The sequence below is a fragment of the Streptomyces europaeiscabiei genome (genome assembly GCF_036346855.1).
GTDB classification, from domain to species: Bacteria; Actinomycetota; Actinomycetes; order Streptomycetales; family Streptomycetaceae; genus Streptomyces; species Streptomyces europaeiscabiei.
The window spans coordinates 4,383,463-4,400,018 of the sequence record NZ_CP107841.1 but is presented as its reverse complement, the minus strand read 5'-3'; the positions used below and the strand labels follow the sequence as shown (position 1 = coordinate 4,400,018).

Genomic DNA, 16,556 nt, shown 5'->3' with positions numbered 1-16,556 from the left:
TTCCACGCGCCCCTGTGACGCCGACGCTTCGCGTCAGGCGCCGCCCCTGTGACGCCGACGCTTCGCGTCAGGAGGTGGCCCTGGGAGGCAGCTCGGGGCGGGCTCTGTTCGGGGTGTTCGTGTAGTCCGGGGGGTCTGCCGGGGGGTGGGTCTTGAGGAGGTCCAGGGCCAGGGTCACCGCCGCGTCGAGTTGGGTGTTGCGGCCCTCGGCCCAGTCGAGGGGCGTGCGGAGGGTTTCCAGGTCCGGGGTGACGCCCCGGTTCTCGATGGTCCAGCCGTACGCGTCGAACCAGGCGGCGTTCATGGGGACGGTGATGACGGTGCCGTCGCCGAGTTGGTGGCGGCCGGTCATGCCGACGACACCGCCCCAGGTGCGCAGACCGACGACGGGGCCGAGCCCGAGGAGTTTGAAGGCGGCGGTGATCATGTCACCGTCGGACGAGGTCGCCTCGTCCGCCAGGGCCACCACCGGGCCGCGCGGGGCGCTGGACGCGTACGACACCGGCTGGGCGTTGCGGGTCAGGTCCCAGCCCAGGATCGTGCGGGTCAGTTTCTCCACGACCAGTTCGCTGATGTGGCCGCCCGCGTTGCCGCGGACGTCGACGATCAGGGCGGGCCGGGAGACCTCCATACGCAGGTCACGGTTGAACTGTGCCCAGCCGGAGCCGCCCATGTCCGGGATGTGGAGGTAGCCGCAGTGGCCGCCGCTCAACTCGCGTACGACCTCGCGGCGTTTGGCGACCCAGTCCTGGTAGCGCAGGGGTCGCTCGTCGAGAAGGGGGACCACGGCCACGCGTCGGGAGCGGACCTCGCCCTCGGCATCGAAGGGGCCCGGAGGGCCTTCCTCGGAAGGGTGGTGGTGGCTGACGGGTTGGGCGAAGGTCAGCTCGACGGTCGTACCGCCCGCGCCCGCCAGCAGGGGGTACGGGCCCGTCGTCGGGTCGACGGGGCGGCCGTCGACGTGGGTCAGCGCGGCGCCTTCCCTGATGCCCGTGCCGGCCAGTGGGGAGCGGGCCTTGGAGTCGGACGAGTCGCCGGGCAGGATGCGGCGGATCGTCCAGGCGTCGTCCCGGCGGACGAAGTTGGCACCCAGGAGGCCCTGGCGGCGCTGGTAGTGGGGCGGGCCCTCGTTGCGGCGCGCGGGGGAGACGTAGGCGTGGGACGTGCCCAGCTCGCCCAGGACCTCCCGCAGCAGATCCGCGAACTCGTCGGGGGACGCGACCCGTTCGACCAGGGGGCGGTACTGGTCGAGGATCCCGTCCCAGTCGATGCCGCTCATCCTCGGGTCCCAGAAGTACGCGCGGATGAGGCGGCCGGCCTCCGCGTACGACTGGCGCCACTCCGCCGCCGGATCGACCTCGTGCAGGACGCGGCGCAGGTCGATCCAGACAGTCGAGTCGCCGTCGCCGGACTCGGTGGAGGGGACGGCCCGGAGGTCGCCCTCGTCCACCACGACCAGCCGTGAGCCGTCGCCGCTGACCGCGAACCAGTCCAGGTGCTCGACCAGTTCGGACTTCTTCGCCTTGTTGATGTTGAAGTATTCGAGGGTCGGGCGGCCCGTCAGATCGTCCGGGTTGGCGAAGGTCTCGCCGAGGGCGCCCGAGATGGGCCAGCGCAGCCAGACGAGGCCGCCGCCGGCGACCGGGTGGAGCGCCGAGTACTTGGAGGCGGTGACGGGGAAGGGCGTGACGCGGTTCTCCAGGCCCTCGGTCTCGACGGTCACCGTCCCGTCGGTGTTCTCGTCCTCCGTCGGGTCCATGCCTCCGGCCACCGGGCGGCCGTCTGGGTTCAGGGCGAAGGGGGAGGGCGTGGCGGAGGAGAGCGGGACCAGGTAGGGGCGGCAGCCGAGCGGGAAGGACAGGTCGCCGGTGTGGACGTCGTACACCGGGTCGAAGCCGCGCCAGGACAGGAAGGCGAGGTAGCGGCCGTCGCGCGTGAACACCGGGTTCTCGTCCTCGAAGCGGCCGTTGGTGACGTCGACGACGATCCGGTCCTTCATTCGGGCCATCTTGATCTGGCGGAGGGTGCGGCCGATGCCCGGGTGGGACCAGGTCAGCCAGGCGCCGTCCGGGGAGAAGGCGAGGTCGCGGACGGGGCCGTTGAGGGAGGTGATGAGTTCGGTGACCTCCCCGGCCGAGTTTCCGGCCGAGTCCCCTGTCGATTCCTCGGCCGAGTCCCCGGTCGAGTCCCCTGTCGATTCCTCGGTCCCCGAGGTGGCGGTCGCTCCGTCGGACACCGTGAGGAGCAGGACGCGGCCGTCGTCGGCGGCGATGGCGAGGCGTTCGCCGCGTGGGTCCGACACCAGTTCCAGGACGCGGCCCAGACCGCCGGAGGCGAGACGGCGGGGTTCGCGGTCGCCGGTGGTCCGGGGGAGGTGGGCGATCTCGATCGCGTCCTCGCCGTCCACGTCCGTCACGTACGCCACCTGGCCGCCGGAGCCGAGCATCTCGGGCAGCCGGACGCGTACGCCGGGGGTGTCGGCGATGGTCCGGGCGGGGCCGTCGCGGTGCGTGAGCCAGTAGAGGCTGCCGCGTACGACGACCGCGCTCGCCCGGCCCGTCTCGTCGACGGAGATGCCGTCGACGTGCTGGGCGGCCGGCACCTGGTACGGCCGCCGCCCGGTGAGCGCACCGCCGAGCCGTACGTCGAGGCGGCGCGGGACGGCGTCGGCGGCGAGGTCGTCGACGATCCACAGGTCGCCCGCGCACTGGTACACCACCCGGGTGCCGTCGCTCGCCGCGTGCCGGGCGTAGAAGGCATCGTGGTCGGTGTGGCGACGCAGGTCGGAGCCGTCGTACGCGCAGGAGTAGAGGTTGCCGACGCCCTCGTGGTCGGAGAGGAAGGCGATGCGGCCGCCGACGAACATCGGGGAGTGCAGGTGCCCGTCGAGGCCGGCCAGCAGCCGCTCGCCGTGCAGCCAGAGGCGGCCCGTGGCGCCGCCCCGGTAGCGCTTCCAGGAGGCCGGCTCGTGCGGGGGCGTGCCGGTGAGGAGCAGGGTGCGGCGTTCGCCGTCGATCTCGGCGGACTGGATGTCGGAGACCGGGCCCCAGGGGAGCTTGCGGCCGGGGTCGCCGTCCGTGCGGACCTTGTAGGCCCAGGTGAAGTACGAGAACGGCTCGCCGTGGGAGGCGACGGCCAGGATGTCCGAGCGGCCCTTCTTGTTGGGGGGCGTCCAGCCGCGGACCTCGGTGTCGGGGCTGGCCCAGTGGGTGAGCCGGCGGGCGGGGGCGCCGCCGTCCACCGGAGTCAGATGGATCTCCGGGAGGATGCTGCGCCAGCTCGTGTACGCGATGTGCCGGCCGTCGGGCGAGAAACGCGGTCCCGCGACCTTCGTACGGTCGACGGTGAGCCGCCAGGCGCGGTCCGAGCCGTCGAGGGGGGCCAGCCACAGGTCGTCCTCGGCCACGAAGCAGAGGCGGTCGCCACTGAGGTGGGGGAAGCGGAGGTAGCCGGTGTCCAGGCCCGCGCCTTGCTCCCGGCCTGGGCCTTGCTCCTGGCCCGACCTCCGCCGTTGGTCCGACCTCCGCCGTTGGTCCGACCCTTGCTTCGGGCCTGTCCCTTGCTCATAGGTGTCGCTCACCTCCCCATGCTTTTCCCCTCGGGGGGCCCCGGCAACTCGTGAAAACGACCGACCGGTGACGGCGTGACCCACAGCACGAACGAAACCGTTTCGTTTTCTTTGACTCTCGGGGTATCTTCATAAGTGTACGAAACCGTTTCGTTCGAGAAGCGGGGTGTTCGGCCCGTGCCATGCGTACGGCCGGTAGCCTTGTCGTCTCGAACGTGCAACCTGGGTAAGGGGAGTGGGATGACTGAGACCGCGACGGTGCGCCGCAGTCGGATCACGCCCGAGCGTGAGGCCGAGCTCTACGCGGCCGTCCTCGACCTGCTCCGGGAGGTCGGCTACGACGCCCTCACCATGGACGCCGTGGCCACCCGCACCCGGTCCAGCAAGGCCACCCTCTACCGCCAGTGGGGCGGCAAGGCCGAGCTGGTCGCGAAGGCGATCCGGCAGGACAAGTCGATCGGCGAGGCCGGTGTCGACACCGGGTCCCTGCGCGGAGACCTCCATGCCCAGGCGCGGCGCGAGGACGACTGTGTCATGGAGCAGAGCTCCGCGCTGATGCGTGGTCTGGCCATGGCGGTGCACACCAACCCCGAACTGCTAGAGGCGTTCCGCGAGTTCCTCATCGAACCGGAGATGGAGGAGTTCCGGCGGGTGCTGCAGCGCGCCGTGGACCGCGGTGAGGTCCGGCCGGACAACCCCGCGCTCGAATTCGTGATGCACATGATGTTCGGTGCCTTCCTCACCCGGACGCTGCTCGAAGAGCTGCCGCCGACCCAGGCCTTCCTCGTCTCGTACATCGACGCCGTGGTCCTCCCCGCCCTCGGCGTACCGATCGACTGACACCCCTGCGCCGACAACCGCCTGACGCGCGGCTGAGCTCCACCTGACGCCACCCGCTCAAGTTGTCGGGCCGATCCCCCCTGCCTTGCCCCGCCCTGCCTCTCCTCCCCGCGGCACGGGCTGATCCGTCCTGCCCTCCGCACGTCCACGATCTGAACGGGAGTACCGCCCCCGTGGCCACATTCCTCTACAAAATGGGTCGACTCGCCTTCCGGCGACGACACTTCGTAGCCCTCGTCTGGGTGGCACTGCTGACGCTCGCGGGCGTCGGCGCCGCCTCCGCGCCCGCCGCGGGCTCGTCCTCCTTCTCCATCCCCGGTACCGAGGCCCAGAAGGCCTTCGACCTGCTGGAGCAGCGCTATCCCGGTATGAGCGCCGACGGCGCCACCGCCCGGGTCGTCTTCAAGGCGCCCGAGGGCGAGAAGATGGCCGACGCCGCCAACAAGGCGGCCGTCGAGAAGACCGTCAAGGAACTGGGCGACGGCTCCGAAGTCGCCTCCGTCAGCGACCCGTTCACCACCAGGGCGGTCAGCCGGGACGGCACGATCGCCTATGCCTCGGTGACGTACAAGGTCCCGGCCATGGAGCTGAAGGACTCCTCCAAGGAGGCTCTGGAGACCACCGCGCTCAAGGCGCAGGACGCCGGGCTGACGGTCGAGATGGGCGGTGACGCCCTGCAGGCCGAGCCCGAGACGGCGGTCACCGGCGAGATCATCGGCCTCGCCCTCGCGGCGGTCGTCCTCGTCGTCACCCTGGGCTCGCTCGTCGCGGCCGGGCTGCCGCTGCTGACGGCGATCATCGGCGTGGGCATCGGCGTCTCCACCATCACCGCCCTCGCCAAGGCGCTCGACCTCGGCGACACCACCTCCACCCTCGCCCTGATGATCGGTCTCGCGGTCGGTATCGACTACGCGCTGTTCATCGTCTCCCGCTACCGGTCCGAACTGGCCGAGGGCCGGGAACGCGAGGAAGCGGTCGGCCGGGCCGTCGGCACCGCCGGCTCGGCGGTGGTCTTCGCGGGGCTCACGGTCGTGATCGCGCTGGCCGGCCTCGCGGTCGTCAACGTCCCGATGCTGACCAAGATGGGTCTCGCGGCGGCGGGCACGGTCGTCATCGCGGTCCTCATCGCCCTCACCATGGTCCCGGCGCTGCTCGGCTACGCGGGCCGCAAGGTCCGGCCGGCCGGTGAGAAGGGCAAGGGCAAGCTGCTCGGACGCGGCAAGGCGAAGAACTCCGCCGAGGACCACGCCGTGGCCCTGACCAAGGACTCCGCCGTGGCCTCGACCACGGAGTCCGCCAATGACTCCGCCACGGAATCCGCCGTGGTCAAGCCCGGCATGGGCACCCGCTGGGCGAGCTTCGTCGTCCGTCGTCCGGTCGCCGTGCTGCTGTTCGGCGTGGTCGGCCTGGGCGCGATCGCGCTCCCGGCCACCCAGCTCGAACTGGGCCTGCCCGACGACGGTTCGCAGGCGACGTCCACCACGCAGCGACGGGCGTACGACCTGCTGTCCGAAGGCTTCGGGCCCGGCTTCAACGGCCCCCTGATGGTCGTCGTCGACGCCAAGGACAGCGCGTCCCCGCAGAAGGCCGCCACCGCGGTGACCGACGGGATCAAGGGGCTCGAGGACGTCGTGACGGTGACCCCCGCGACGTTCAACAAGGCCGGCGACACCGCGATGATCACGGTGATCCCGAAGTCCAAGCCGTCCTCGACGCAGACCGAGGACCTGGTGCACACCATCCGTGACGCGGGCGCCGGCGTGACGGCGGACACGGACGCGAAGGTGCTGGTCACCGGTGCCACGGCGATGAACATCGACTTCTCGCAGAAGCTCACCGACGCGCTGCTCCCGTACCTGGCGCTGGTGGTGGGGCTCGCCTTCCTCCTGCTGATCGTGATCTTCCGGTCGATCCTGGTTCCGCTGAAGGCGGCCCTCGGCTTCCTGCTCAGCGTGCTGGCCGCGCTCGGTGCCGTGGTCGCGGTCTTCCAGTGGGGCTGGCTGGCGGGACTCATCGGCGTCGAGGAGACCGGCCCGATCATGTCGATGATGCCGATCTTCATGGTGGGTGTGGTCTTCGGCCTGGCGATGGACTACGAGGTGTTCCTCGTGACCCGCATACGTGAGGCGTACGTCCACGGTGAGAACCCGAACCAGGCCGTGGTGACCGGCTTCAGGTACAGCGGCCGGGTGGTCGCGGCCGCCGCGGCGATCATGATGGCCGTCTTCGCCGGCTTCATCGGCTCCGGCGAGTCGATGATCAAGATGATCGGCTTCGGCCTGGCCATCGCCGTCTTCTTCGACGCGTTCGTCGTCCGCATGGCCATCGTCCCGGCCGTCCTCGTTCTCCTGGGCGACAAGGCCTGGTGGCTGCCGAAGTGGCTCGACCGCGCCCTGCCGAACGTCGATGTCGAGGGTGAGGGCCTGCGGGCGCACGACGACGCCGCGAAGAACCCGGCCGAGGACGACGAGGACAGGGAACTGGTCCGCGCCTGACGCGACGGACGACTGCCGAGCGGGATCGGCAGCCGCGCAGCACCGCCGGTGAGGGCCCGTGGGGACGGGCGCCCTCACCGGCTTCTGCGTTCCCGTGCGACCGGGATCGACGGCTTGGGCGTCACCCGACAGTTCCCTGAGGGGAAAGAATCCTCTGACCGCTGGATTCTTCGCATGTGAGGCCATGACCCGTGACCGACGACAACCGCACAGGACCGCCCCACTTCGGCACCGAACGCGAGACGCTCCGCGCCTTTCTCGACTACCACCGCGCGACGCTCGCCATGAAGTGCGAGGGCCTCACGGACGAGGAACTCCGCGGCCGGTCGATGCCCCCGTCGACCCTCTCGCTGCTGGGCCTCGTAAGACACCTGGCGGAGGTGGAACGGGCCTGGTTCCGCCGGGCCTTCGAGGACCACGACGCCCCCATGGTGTGGTCGAAGGAGATCGACTTCCAGGCCGCGTACGACGTGGGCGCCTCGACGCGGACGGAGGCGTTCGGCGCGTGGGAGGCGGAGGTGGAGACCTCACGCCGTATCGAACGGGAGGCGGACTCCCTGGACCTCGCCGGTTACCAGCCGAGGTGGGGCGAGGAGGTCTCGCTGCGGATGGTGATGGTGCACGTGCTGCTGGAGTACGGCCGCCACAACGGCCACGCGGACTTCTTGCGGGAGGGGGTGGACGGGACGGTCGGGGCGTGACACCTGCCGGAGTGTCAGACGTGTTGCTCGGCCGTCATTGAGGCGGGTGAGGCCGTCCAGGGTTCCCAGCCTGCGCCCGTCGAACCGAAGCCTGTCCTCCGCCTTCGTACTGGGTGTGAGCAGTGACGGACAACCATGCTCAGGCCGGATCCGGGCCCAGGCACCTCGCGTTCCGGATCCACCTGGCCACGATGATCTTGACGCCTGTCGTGGTTCGCGCTCGTGATGCTGTCGGCCGCACGGTGACGGAAGGCCGAGCCGTCTGACAAGGTGCCCATGGCAGACACCTGGGAATCGCACAGCAATCACTCATAGCATCACGCGCATTCCATGACGGGAACATTCGGAAAGCGCGGTTCGGCATCATGAGCACAGCGAGCAGCAGCAACGGCCACAGCCACGGGCACGACCACCACCACGACGACGAGTTCGACAGAGGGCTCTCCTACGACCTCCCCGTGTTCGCCCGCCGCCGCATGATCAGACTGCTGGCCGGCGCGAGCATGGTCCCGCTGGTGGCGGCCTGTTCCACGGACGACTCCAGCAGCGGTGCCGCGTCGGACGCGTCCTCCTCCGGTTCGTCCTCGTCCGGCACCTCCGGCTCGGACTGCGAGGTCATTCCGACCGAGACGGCCGGCCCGTACCCCGGTGACGGCTCGAACGGCCCGAACGTCCTCAAGGAGAGCGGTGTCGTCCGGCGCGACATCACGAAGAGCTTCGGCTCGTCCAGCGGTGTCGCCGAAGGCATCCCGCTGACGATCACGCTGACGGTCGTCGACCAGTCCTCCGGCTGCGACTCCCCGAAGGAGGGCGCGGCCGTCTACCTGTGGCACTGCGACCGGGAGGGCAGGTACTCCCTCTACTCCGACGGCGTCACCGAGGAGAACTACCTGCGCGGCGTCCAGGAGACCGACGACAAGGGCCAGGTCACCTTCACGTCGATCTTCCCCGCCTGCTACACGGGCCGCTGGCCGCACATCCACTTCGAGGTGTACGGCAGCCTGGACGACGCCACCGCGGCCCAGAACATCACCGCCACCTCGCAACTCGCCTTCCCCAAGGACGTCTGCGACACCGTGTACGCGACGGACGGGTACAGCCAGAGCGTGCAGAACCTCGGCCAGCTCTCCCTGGAGACCGACAACATCTTCAGCGACGGCTACGACCAGCAGCTCGCCACCCTTGAGGGCAGCACCGACAAGGGCTACACGGCCACCCTCACCGTCCCGGTGTAACCCGGAAACCGGCCCCGGCCCGTCTCGGCCGAGGCGCGCCATGTCCCCGCACCGGGTCAGCCGGCCGGGGACTGTCGTGCCCTCGGCAGAACCACTCGTCCGTGCTGAGGCCGACGACGGGCGTGGCGCCCCCACACCGCGAGGCGGCTCACCCGAGGATGCCGCGGTCGTAGGCCGCCGCCACCGCGGCCGCGCGGTCCTTCACGGCCAACTTGCCGTACAGGTGGGTCAGGTGGGTCTTGACCGTCGCCTCGCTGATGAAGAGTTCTCGGGCGATCTCGCGGTTCGACGTGCCTTTGGCGACCAGTTCGAGCACCTCCCGTTCGCGGGCCGAGAGAGCCTGGCTCGCGGGCACGGTGGGCTTCCTGACGGCGGAGACCAGGCGGGACGCGATGGCGGGCGAGAGGACGGTGCGCCCCTCCGCGGCGGCACGGACCGCCGCGAACAGCTCGTCACGGGGCGCGTCCTTGAGGAGATAGCCGGTGGCGCCCGCCTCGATCGCGGGGATCGTGTCGGCGTCGGTGTCGTACGTGGTGAGAACGAGGACCTTGGCGCGGGCGCCTCGCCGGGTGAGCTCGGCGATCGCCTTCACCCCGTTGCCGGCGGGCATGCGCAGGTCCATGAGGACGACATCCGGGTCGAGGCGCAGGGCGAGTTCGACTCCCTCGACGCCGCCCGCCGCCTCGCCGAGGACGTCGAAGTCGGGATCGGAGGCGAACATGCCGCGCAGACCGTCCCGTACGACCGGGTGGTCGTCGACGATCAGCAGGGTGATGACGCGGTCAGTCATGGCGTACCAACGGTACGCGAGCACTGATCGCGGTGCCCTGCCCGGCTTCCGACTCGACGGCGAGGGTGCCCGCGATGCGTTGGGCACGGGCGCGCATCCCGTCGAGGCCGAAGCCGCCGATGCGCGTGCGCGGCGGTACGGCGAGGGGGTCGAAGCCGAGCCCGTCGTCCCGTATGTCCAAGGTGACCTCGTCGCCCATGTAGGAGAGCGTCACGCCCGCGCGGGCGGCGTCGGCGTGATCGGCCGCGTTGGCGAGGGCTTCCTGGGCGATCCGCAGAAGGGTGGCGGCGACCTCTTCGTGCAGTGGTTCCTCGGTGCCGGTGACCGTGAACCGGGCACTGACACCGGTGCGTTCGGACCACTCGGCGACGGTCTTCCGCAGAGCCACGGGGAGCGTGTCGTGCTCCAGGGCGGCCGGAGAGAGGTTGTGCACGGAGCGCCGGGCCTCGCCCAGGGACTGGCGGGCCAGCGCCTGCGCGCGGCCCAGATGCTCGCGGGCCACGTCCGGATCGGCGGCGGAGGCGACCACCTGGAGCTGGGTGATGATGCCGGCCAGTCCCTGGGCGATGGTGTCGTGGATCTCGGCGGCGAGGCGGTGGCGTTCGTCGGCCACGCCCGCCTCCCGTGCCTGGATGACGAGTTGGGTGTGCAGGGCGGCGTTCTCGGCGAGCGCCTTCTCCAGGGCGGTGATGGTCTCGGCACGCTCCTTGACCTTCTCGGCACGCTCCTTGGCCTTCTCGGCCTCCTTGGCCTCCAGGTGCGTGATGACGGTGACGAGCACCGCGTTCATGAGGAACAGCGCACCGAAGGCGACCCAGTTCATCGACGAGGCGGGCGGCAGTCCGCCGGACTGGGACCCCGCCATGGTGACGGCGGTGACCACGAGCCCGATCCGGGCGGCACGCGGCGACAGCAGGCGCGCGGCCTCGAAGTAGCCGAGGCACGCGTAGATCGCGAAGAAGGGGTTGAGCCAGGTGAGGGCGAAGGCGAGGGCGGTGCGCAGTGTGAAGTAGACGTACCCCGAGGCGGTGCCCCCGGGCAGCACCCGGCCATGGATGCCCAGGTCGGCTTCCGCCGCGCAGACGAGGGGCCCGGCCTGGATGCCGCTGTCGGCGGAGGCCTCCGGGTACTGCGCCTCCAGCAGCCGCGGCACCGCCCGCGTCCACCACGCCTGGAGGGCCAGCGAGGCGAGGACCAGGCCCCCCGCGACGTACATCTCCCGCGCGGTCATCACCGCACCGGCGGCCGCGGCCCCGATGAGCGTGGCCAGGCCCAGCAGGGCGTACGGGCCGTACCGGAAGAACTGCGCCCAGCGTTCCTCGACCGTCGCCGCGACGCCTCCCTCAGCCGTCGCCGCGACGCCTCCCTCGGCCGTCTTCGTGACGCCTCCCTCGGCCGTCGTCCTCATGTGTGCCTGACCTACTCCCACTTGAACCAGCGCCGGGCCGCGGCCATCAGCAGTACCGCCCACAGCGCCGTGACCCCGAGGTGCGTCCAGCCGGGCCAGTCCCCTGCGGCGGCCGCGTCGAGGGCCTGTGCGGCGGCGCCCAGAGGGGTGAGTTCCACGATGCGCTGGAGGGCGTCAGGCATCGTCGAGACGGGCAGCCAGACACCGCTGGTGAACATGACAGGGAAGAACACCACGGACCCTACCGCCTGGGTGATCTTCGTTGTCCGGCTGACGGCGGAGACGGTGCCGCCGATCGCCAAGGTGGCCAGTGCGGCGAGTACGAAGGCCACCAGGTACCCGGCCGACTGGCGGGGCAGAGCCACGTCGAACACGATCCGGCCCACCGCGAGGGCGAGCGAGGCGGAGAGCACCACGGCGGCGCCGTGCAGCACGATCTGTGCGCCGATGAGGGCGCCCGGCCGCACGGGTGTGGTGGACATGCGGCGCAGGATGCCCCGCTCGCGGTAGCCGGTCAGGACGGGCGGCATGGCCTGGATGCCGGACATGATCATGGCGAGCAGAACGGCGACGGGGACGTACAGGTCCACCGGGCGCAGGCCGTTCGGATCGGCCGACGGCTCCCGGAAGGACGGGATGGAGCCCAGGATGCACAGCAGCACCGTGGGGAAGGCGAGGATCCAGAAGAGGGAGGCGGGCTCCCGCAGGAAGAGCCGCGCCTCGGCCTTGAGGACGGCGGTGGCACTGCCCTTGACGGCGGCGGGGCGGGTGGGGGTGTGGGTGATGGCGGTGGTGGTGGCGGTCATGCGTCCAGTCCCGTCAGGTCGAGGTAGGCGTCGTCCAAGGTGGCTTCCGTGACGCGGAGTTGGTGGGCGGTGATGCCCTGCGCGGCGAGCAGTGACAGCACGGCGTCAACCGTTTCGTCGGTCCCCTTGATGACGATCCGGCCGTCCTTCTCCGTCCGTGTCACGGACGCGACCGAGGGCAGGTCCGCCAGCTGCCGTGTGTCCAGCGGGGCGGAGGGCCTGAAGGAGACCGCCGTACCGCTCGCCGTGCGGCCTATCAGACCGGCCGGGGTGTCCAGTGCGGTGATGCGGCCCTGGTCGATCAGGGCGATCCGGTCGCACAGGCGCTGGGCCTCCTCCATGAAGTGGGTGACCAGCAGCACGGTGACACCGCTGTCGCGTACGTCCTCGATGAGCCGCCAGGTGTCGCGGCGGGCGCGCGGGTCGAGCCCGGTGGTCAGCTCGTCCAGTACGACGATGCGAGGGTTGCCGATCAGGGCGAGCGCGATGAACAGGCGCTGCTTCTGTCCGCCGGACAGCTTCGCGAAGCGCGTGCGGAGCTTGTCCGTGAGACCGAGGCGCTCGGCGAGGGCACGCCAGTCAGCGGGATCCGGACAGCAGGCGGCGTACAGTTCGAGCGCTTCCCGGACCGTGATCTTGGGCTGCAGTTCGCTCTCCTGGAGCTGCGCGCCCAGGATGCGGGTGACGGGGCCGCGGTCGGCGACGGGGTCGTGCCCGGCGACGCGGATGCTGCCGCCGTCGGGCCGCCGCAGTCCCTCCACGCACTCGACGGTGGTGGTCTTGCCGGCGCCGTTGGGGCCCAGGATCCCGAAGATCTCCCCCTCCTCGACGACGAAGGACACGCCGTCGACTGCTTTCCTGTCTCCGTAGGCCTTGTGCAGGCCGCTGACTTCGATGACTGCCATGCACAAGAGCGTGCCCGGGGGCACCGGACGCGGACATCGGCCATCGCGCTCGAAGGGGCATCAGCCGATCGGTTGATGGCGGGGTACGACCTGACGGGGACGGCGTGGTGATCACCGTGCACGCGGCCGGTCCTCGCGTACGTGCTCGCTCCGAGAGTCACCACACCGGCTGGGACGCGCCGGCGGCCGTGCCGCCAGGCCGACGCGGGCCCGACCCGGGCCGGAAGCAGCAGGGCCGTCGCGGTCGTGAACACCCCCGCGCTCCGTTCAGTGCGCGACCGGAACCGCCGTGTACGTCCGGCGCAGGAAGCGGATCAGTGCCTTCGTGTCGAACTGCATCACCGCCACCCCCTGGGCGGAGTGGAACTCCATGACGGCCTGGACGCGGCCGCAGGGCCAGATGCTCACGGGGCCGGAGCTGGTGGGGGTGCGCAGGCCGCGTTCGAGGAGGTCGCGGGGGAAGGTCCACTCGTCGGGGCCGGGGAGGCGTCCGCGGACGGCGGAGGTGTCGGGGCCGGGAAGGCGGAGGCGGACGGTGGAGGCGTCGGTGTCGTAGCGGAGGACGACCGGCACGGTGTCCCGGTCCTCGGGGGAGTCCGTGACGACATGTGCCCGAGCGTACTGCTCGACGGTGACAGACATCGGGCTGCTCCTCACGCTGAGTGACCCTGACGGAAGCTGTGAATCCGCTGTCCGCTGCCCCTCCAATGTCGCATATTTTCCGCCGCGCGCCCGTGGAGGGCCTGCGGGAGTCCCGGGAGGCCGCTGTGGGTGCGCCGGGCGGTCGGCGGGTGTTCCTTCGCCGCGTTCGGCGAGCCGTTCGCTAATCGGACCCGCCTCGCTCTTGCAAGAGACTCGCAATAGGGCTCTATCATCGTAAGGTTCCGGCCAATCCAGCCATCCACAGACTGCCCAGCACCCAGCACCCAGCCCTCAGCCAGCGCGTCCCCACCCGGTGGCCCGGCCCCCGACCAGGAGAGCGAGCCCTCGTATGCACGTCCCCGACGGATTCATCAACGCCCCCGTCTCGGCGGTCGCCGGAGTCGTCGCCGCCGGTGCGGTCGCCGTGAGCCTGCGCGGCGCCCGGCGTGAGCTGGACGAGCGGACGGCGCCGCTCGCCGGGCTCGTCGCCGCGTTCATCTTCGCCGTACAGATGCTGAACTTCCCGGTCGCGGCAGGGACCAGCGGACATCTGCTCGGCGGTGCCCTGGCCGCGATACTCGTGGGCCCCTATACAGGGGTCCTGTGCGTGTCCGTGGTGCTCCTCATGCAGGGCATCCTCTTCGCCGACGGCGGCCTCACCGCCCTCGGCGTGAACATCAGCGTCATGGCGGTCGTCACGTCCGTCGTCGCGTACGCCCTCTTCCGCGGACTCGTGAAGGTGCTGCCCAGGACGCGCCGCTCGATCACCGTCTCCGCCTTCGTCGCCGCCCTGATCTCCGTGCCCGCCGCGGCCGTCGCCTTCACGTTCGTCTACGCGATCGGCGGCACCACGGACGTGCCGATCGGCTCGGTCCTCACCGCCATGGTCGGCGTCCACACCCTCATCGGCATCGGCGAGGCGGCGATCACCGCCGCCACGGTCGGTGCCGTCATCGCCGTACGCCCGGACCTCGTGCACGGCGCCCGGGGCCTGACCGCCCCGCTGAAGCTGCGCGTCGGCGGTGAGCTGGTCGACGCGCCCGCAGCCGAGCCGACGCCCGCCCCCGTCGCCGCCCGGTCGCCCCGCAGGCTGATCCTCGCCGGCCTCGGCACCTCCCTCCTCCTCGCCGGTGTCGTCAGCTTCTACGCGTCCGCCGACCCCGACGGACTGGAGAAGGTCGCCGCGGACAAGGGCATCGACGCCAAGGTCGAGGACCACGCCGCCGCCGACTCCCCGCTCGCCGACTACGGCGTCGAGGGCCTCACCGACACCCGCCTCTCCGGCGGCCTCGCGGGCGTGATCGGCGTCGGCGTCACGGTCGTCGCCGGCACGGGGATCTTCTGGGCCGTACGCAAGCGGCGTACCGACGAGGGCGACGCCACGTCCCCCACCTCCGTGCCCGGGAACGCCTGACATGGGAGCCGGCCACGCCCACAAGCTCTACCGGCACGCGCACTCGCCCGTGCACGCCCTGCCGCCGCACACCAAACTCGCGGCCGTCCTCGCCTTCGTGGTCGTCGTGGTGTCGACGCCAAGGGAGGCGATGTGGGCGTTCGGGCTGTACGCCGTGCTGCTAGGCGTGGTCGCGTACGTGGCCCGCGTACCCGCCGGGTTCCTGCTCCGGCGGCTGCTCATCGAGATCCCGTTCGTCGCGTTCGCCGTGCTGATGCCGTTCGTGGCGCAGGGCGAGCGCATCGAGGTCCTCGGGATGTCGCTGAGCGTCAGCGGGCTGTGGGGCGCCTGGAACGTCCTCGCCAAGGGAACACTCGGCGTCGCCGCCTCCGTCCTCCTCGCGTCCACCACCGAACTCCGCGAACTCCTCCTCGGACTCCAGCGCCTCAGACTGCCCCCGCTGCTCGTCCAGATCGCGTCCTTCATGATCCGCTACGGGGACGTGATCACCGATGAGATGCGGCGGATGCGGATCGCGCGCGAGTCACGGGGGTTCGAGGCGAGCGGCGTACGGCACTGGGGGGTGCTCGCCAAAACGGTCGGGGCGCTGTTCATCCGCTCGTACGAGCGCGGCGAGCGGGTCCATCTGGCCATGATCAGCCGGGGGTACACGGGCACCATGCCCGTCATCGACGAGGTGACCGCGTCCCGGGCGCAGTGGTCGTACGCCTTCGCGCTTCCGGGCGCGGCCCTCGTTGTCTGTCTGCTGGGATGGAGCCTTTGACTCCTCCCTCCCTCTTGCGAACAAGGGGGATTCCTGGCTCACGCTGCTCGGTCATCCAGCGGATGACCGAGTCTCACACGATCAACACCAGCCGGGTTGAGACCAGCCTGGATGATCTGAACGCCAAAAGGGATGCGCATGCTTGGTTCTCGCTATGCACCGTTCGCCACTGACGTCACCCGATCACGCAGTGGCATTCGGAGGGTTTCGTGACATTCTCCCTCGAAGTCGCCGGGCTCGCCTTCGCCTACCCCGACGGCCATCAGGCCCTCTTCGGCGTCGACTTCACCGTCGGGCGAGGGGAGCGGGTCGCACTGCTCGGGCCGAACGGCGCCGGGAAGACCACCCTCGTCCTGCACCTGAACGGCATCCTCACCGGGGGCGCCGGCACGGTGACCGTCGCCGGGATGCCCGTCGGCAAGCGGCACATGGCCGAGATCCGGCGGAAGGTCGGCATCGTCTTCCAGGACCCCGACGACCAGTTGTTCATGCCGACCGTGCGCGAGGACGTGGCCTTCGGGCCCGCCGCGGCGGGAATGCGGGGCCCCGAACTGGAGGCCCGGGTGGACAAGGCCCTCGGACAGGTCGGCATGGCGGAGTTCAAGGAACGGCCACCGCACCACCTCTCGTTCGGGCAGCGGCGGCGGGTGGCCGTCGCCACCGTGCTCGCCATGGAACCCGAGATCCTCGTCCTCGACGAGCCGTCCTCCAACCTGGACCCCGCCTCGCGCCGCGAACTCGCGGACATCCTGAGGTCGTTGGACGTCACCGTGCTCATGGTCACGCACGACCTGCCGTACGCGCTCGAACTCTGCCCGCGTTCCCTGATCCTCAGCGAGGGTGTCATCGCGGCGGACGGGGTGACGGGTGAACTCCTCGTCGACGACGAGCTGATGCGGGCCCATCGTCTGGAACTGCCGTTCGGATTCGATCCGCGGTCGGTGAGGGCGGGTTAGGGCTCGGGGTGCGGGTTGTTCGCCCGGCGCGGG

General features: G+C 70.7%; 13 protein-coding genes. 7 read left to right on the top strand and 6 right to left on the bottom strand.

Going from position 1 to position 16,556, the window contains the following annotated elements; all coding sequences use genetic code 11:
- Positions 1 to 67: 67 nt before the first annotated feature.
- Complete coding sequence (locus tag OG858_RS18935; protein WP_408059480.1) at positions 68 to 3,460, bottom strand: S41 family peptidase; 3,393 nt, start codon at positions 3,458 to 3,460, stop codon at positions 68 to 70.
- 348 nt (positions 3,461 to 3,808) lie between these two features.
- On the opposite strand from OG858_RS18935, the gene OG858_RS18930 reads away from it, so the two are divergent.
- The 4 genes from OG858_RS18930 (at position 3,809) to OG858_RS18915 (ending at position 8,839) form a co-directional block, all read left to right on the top strand.
- Positions 3,809 to 4,408 carry a TetR/AcrR family transcriptional regulator gene (locus OG858_RS18930; protein WP_319069138.1) on the top strand — a complete coding sequence of 200 codons (600 nt, stop codon included), beginning with the start codon at positions 3,809 to 3,811 and terminating at the stop codon, positions 4,406 to 4,408.
- Between the two features lie 173 nt (positions 4,409 to 4,581).
- The gene (locus OG858_RS18925; RefSeq protein WP_319262347.1) at positions 4,582 to 6,903 is read left to right on the top strand and encodes an MMPL family transporter; all 2,322 of its coding nucleotides are present in this window, start codon (positions 4,582 to 4,584) and stop codon (positions 6,901 to 6,903) included.
- A 191-nt stretch (positions 6,904 to 7,094) separates the two neighbouring features.
- On the top strand, positions 7,095 to 7,604 hold the full coding sequence (locus tag OG858_RS18920) for a DinB family protein (protein WP_086748222.1): 510 nt from the start codon (positions 7,095 to 7,097) through the stop codon (positions 7,602 to 7,604).
- A 365-nt stretch (positions 7,605 to 7,969) separates the two neighbouring features.
- Positions 7,970 to 8,839, top strand: coding sequence for an intradiol ring-cleavage dioxygenase (locus OG858_RS18915; RefSeq protein ID WP_328544696.1), 870 nt, complete (start codon positions 7,970 to 7,972; stop codon positions 8,837 to 8,839).
- 148 nt (positions 8,840 to 8,987) lie between these two features.
- Here the strand turns inward: OG858_RS18915 and OG858_RS18910 are convergent, their stop codons facing one another.
- The 5 genes from OG858_RS18910 to OG858_RS18890 form a co-directional block, all read right to left on the bottom strand.
- Positions 8,988 to 9,629, bottom strand: coding sequence for a response regulator (locus OG858_RS18910; RefSeq protein WP_086748220.1), 642 nt, complete (start codon positions 9,627 to 9,629; stop codon positions 8,988 to 8,990).
- On the bottom strand, positions 9,622 to 11,037 hold the full coding sequence (locus OG858_RS18905) for a sensor histidine kinase (protein ID WP_319069133.1): 1,416 nt from the start codon (positions 11,035 to 11,037) through the stop codon (positions 9,622 to 9,624). The genes OG858_RS18910 and OG858_RS18905 overlap by 8 nt, the downstream gene beginning before the upstream one ends.
- 11 nt (positions 11,038 to 11,048) lie before the next feature.
- The gene (locus OG858_RS18900; RefSeq protein ID WP_319069132.1) at positions 11,049 to 11,843 is read right to left on the bottom strand and encodes an ABC transporter permease; all 795 of its coding nucleotides are present in this window, start codon (positions 11,841 to 11,843) and stop codon (positions 11,049 to 11,051) included.
- Complete coding sequence (locus tag OG858_RS18895; RefSeq protein WP_319069130.1) at positions 11,840 to 12,748, bottom strand: ABC transporter ATP-binding protein; 909 nt, start codon at positions 12,746 to 12,748, stop codon at positions 11,840 to 11,842. The genes OG858_RS18900 and OG858_RS18895 overlap by 4 nt, the downstream gene beginning before the upstream one ends.
- A 267-nt stretch (positions 12,749 to 13,015) precedes the next feature.
- Entirely contained in the window at positions 13,016 to 13,390 is a 375-nt protein-coding gene (locus OG858_RS18890; protein ID WP_037705552.1) for an SsgA family sporulation/cell division regulator, read from the bottom strand.
- A 349-nt stretch (positions 13,391 to 13,739) separates the two neighbouring features.
- On the opposite strand from OG858_RS18890, the gene OG858_RS18885 reads away from it, so the two are divergent.
- The 3 genes from OG858_RS18885 (at position 13,740) to OG858_RS18875 (ending at position 16,523) form a co-directional block, all read left to right on the top strand.
- On the top strand, positions 13,740 to 14,804 hold the full coding sequence (locus tag OG858_RS18885; RefSeq protein WP_319069127.1) for an energy-coupling factor ABC transporter permease: 1,065 nt from the start codon (positions 13,740 to 13,742) through the stop codon (positions 14,802 to 14,804).
- 1 nt (position 14,805) lies between these two features.
- The gene (cbiQ, locus tag OG858_RS18880; RefSeq protein ID WP_328544697.1) at positions 14,806 to 15,567 is read left to right on the top strand and encodes a cobalt ECF transporter T component CbiQ; all 762 of its coding nucleotides are present in this window, start codon (positions 14,806 to 14,808) and stop codon (positions 15,565 to 15,567) included.
- Positions 15,568 to 15,776: 209 nt separating this feature from the next.
- Entirely contained in the window at positions 15,777 to 16,523 is a 747-nt protein-coding gene (locus OG858_RS18875; RefSeq protein WP_319069125.1) for an energy-coupling factor ABC transporter ATP-binding protein, read from the top strand.
- Positions 16,524 to 16,556: the final 33 nt, after the last annotated feature.

Bases quoted from the DNA above. Each gene is read 5' to 3' on its own strand.
- OG858_RS18905 (WP_319069133.1), bottom strand. From the start codon at position 11,037: ATGAGGACGACGGCCGAGGGAGGCGTCACGAAGACGGCCGAGGGAGGC.
- OG858_RS18910 (WP_086748220.1), bottom strand. From the start codon at position 9,629: ATGACTGACCGCGTCATCACCCTGCTGATCGTCGACGACCACCCGGTC.
- OG858_RS18890 (WP_037705552.1), bottom strand. From the start codon at position 13,390: ATGTCTGTCACCGTCGAGCAGTACGCTCGGGCACATGTCGTCACGGAC.
- OG858_RS18895 (WP_319069130.1), bottom strand. From the start codon at position 12,748: ATGGCAGTCATCGAAGTCAGCGGCCTGCACAAGGCCTACGGAGACAGG.
- OG858_RS18885 (WP_319069127.1), top strand. From the start codon at position 13,740: ATGCACGTCCCCGACGGATTCATCAACGCCCCCGTCTCGGCGGTCGCC.
- OG858_RS18915 (WP_328544696.1), top strand. From the start codon at position 7,970: ATGAGCACAGCGAGCAGCAGCAACGGCCACAGCCACGGGCACGACCAC.
- OG858_RS18900 (WP_319069132.1), bottom strand. From the start codon at position 11,843: ATGACCGCCACCACCACCGCCATCACCCACACCCCCACCCGCCCCGCC.
- OG858_RS18930 (WP_319069138.1), top strand. From the start codon at position 3,809: ATGACTGAGACCGCGACGGTGCGCCGCAGTCGGATCACGCCCGAGCGT.
- cbiQ (WP_328544697.1), top strand. From the start codon at position 14,806: ATGGGAGCCGGCCACGCCCACAAGCTCTACCGGCACGCGCACTCGCCC.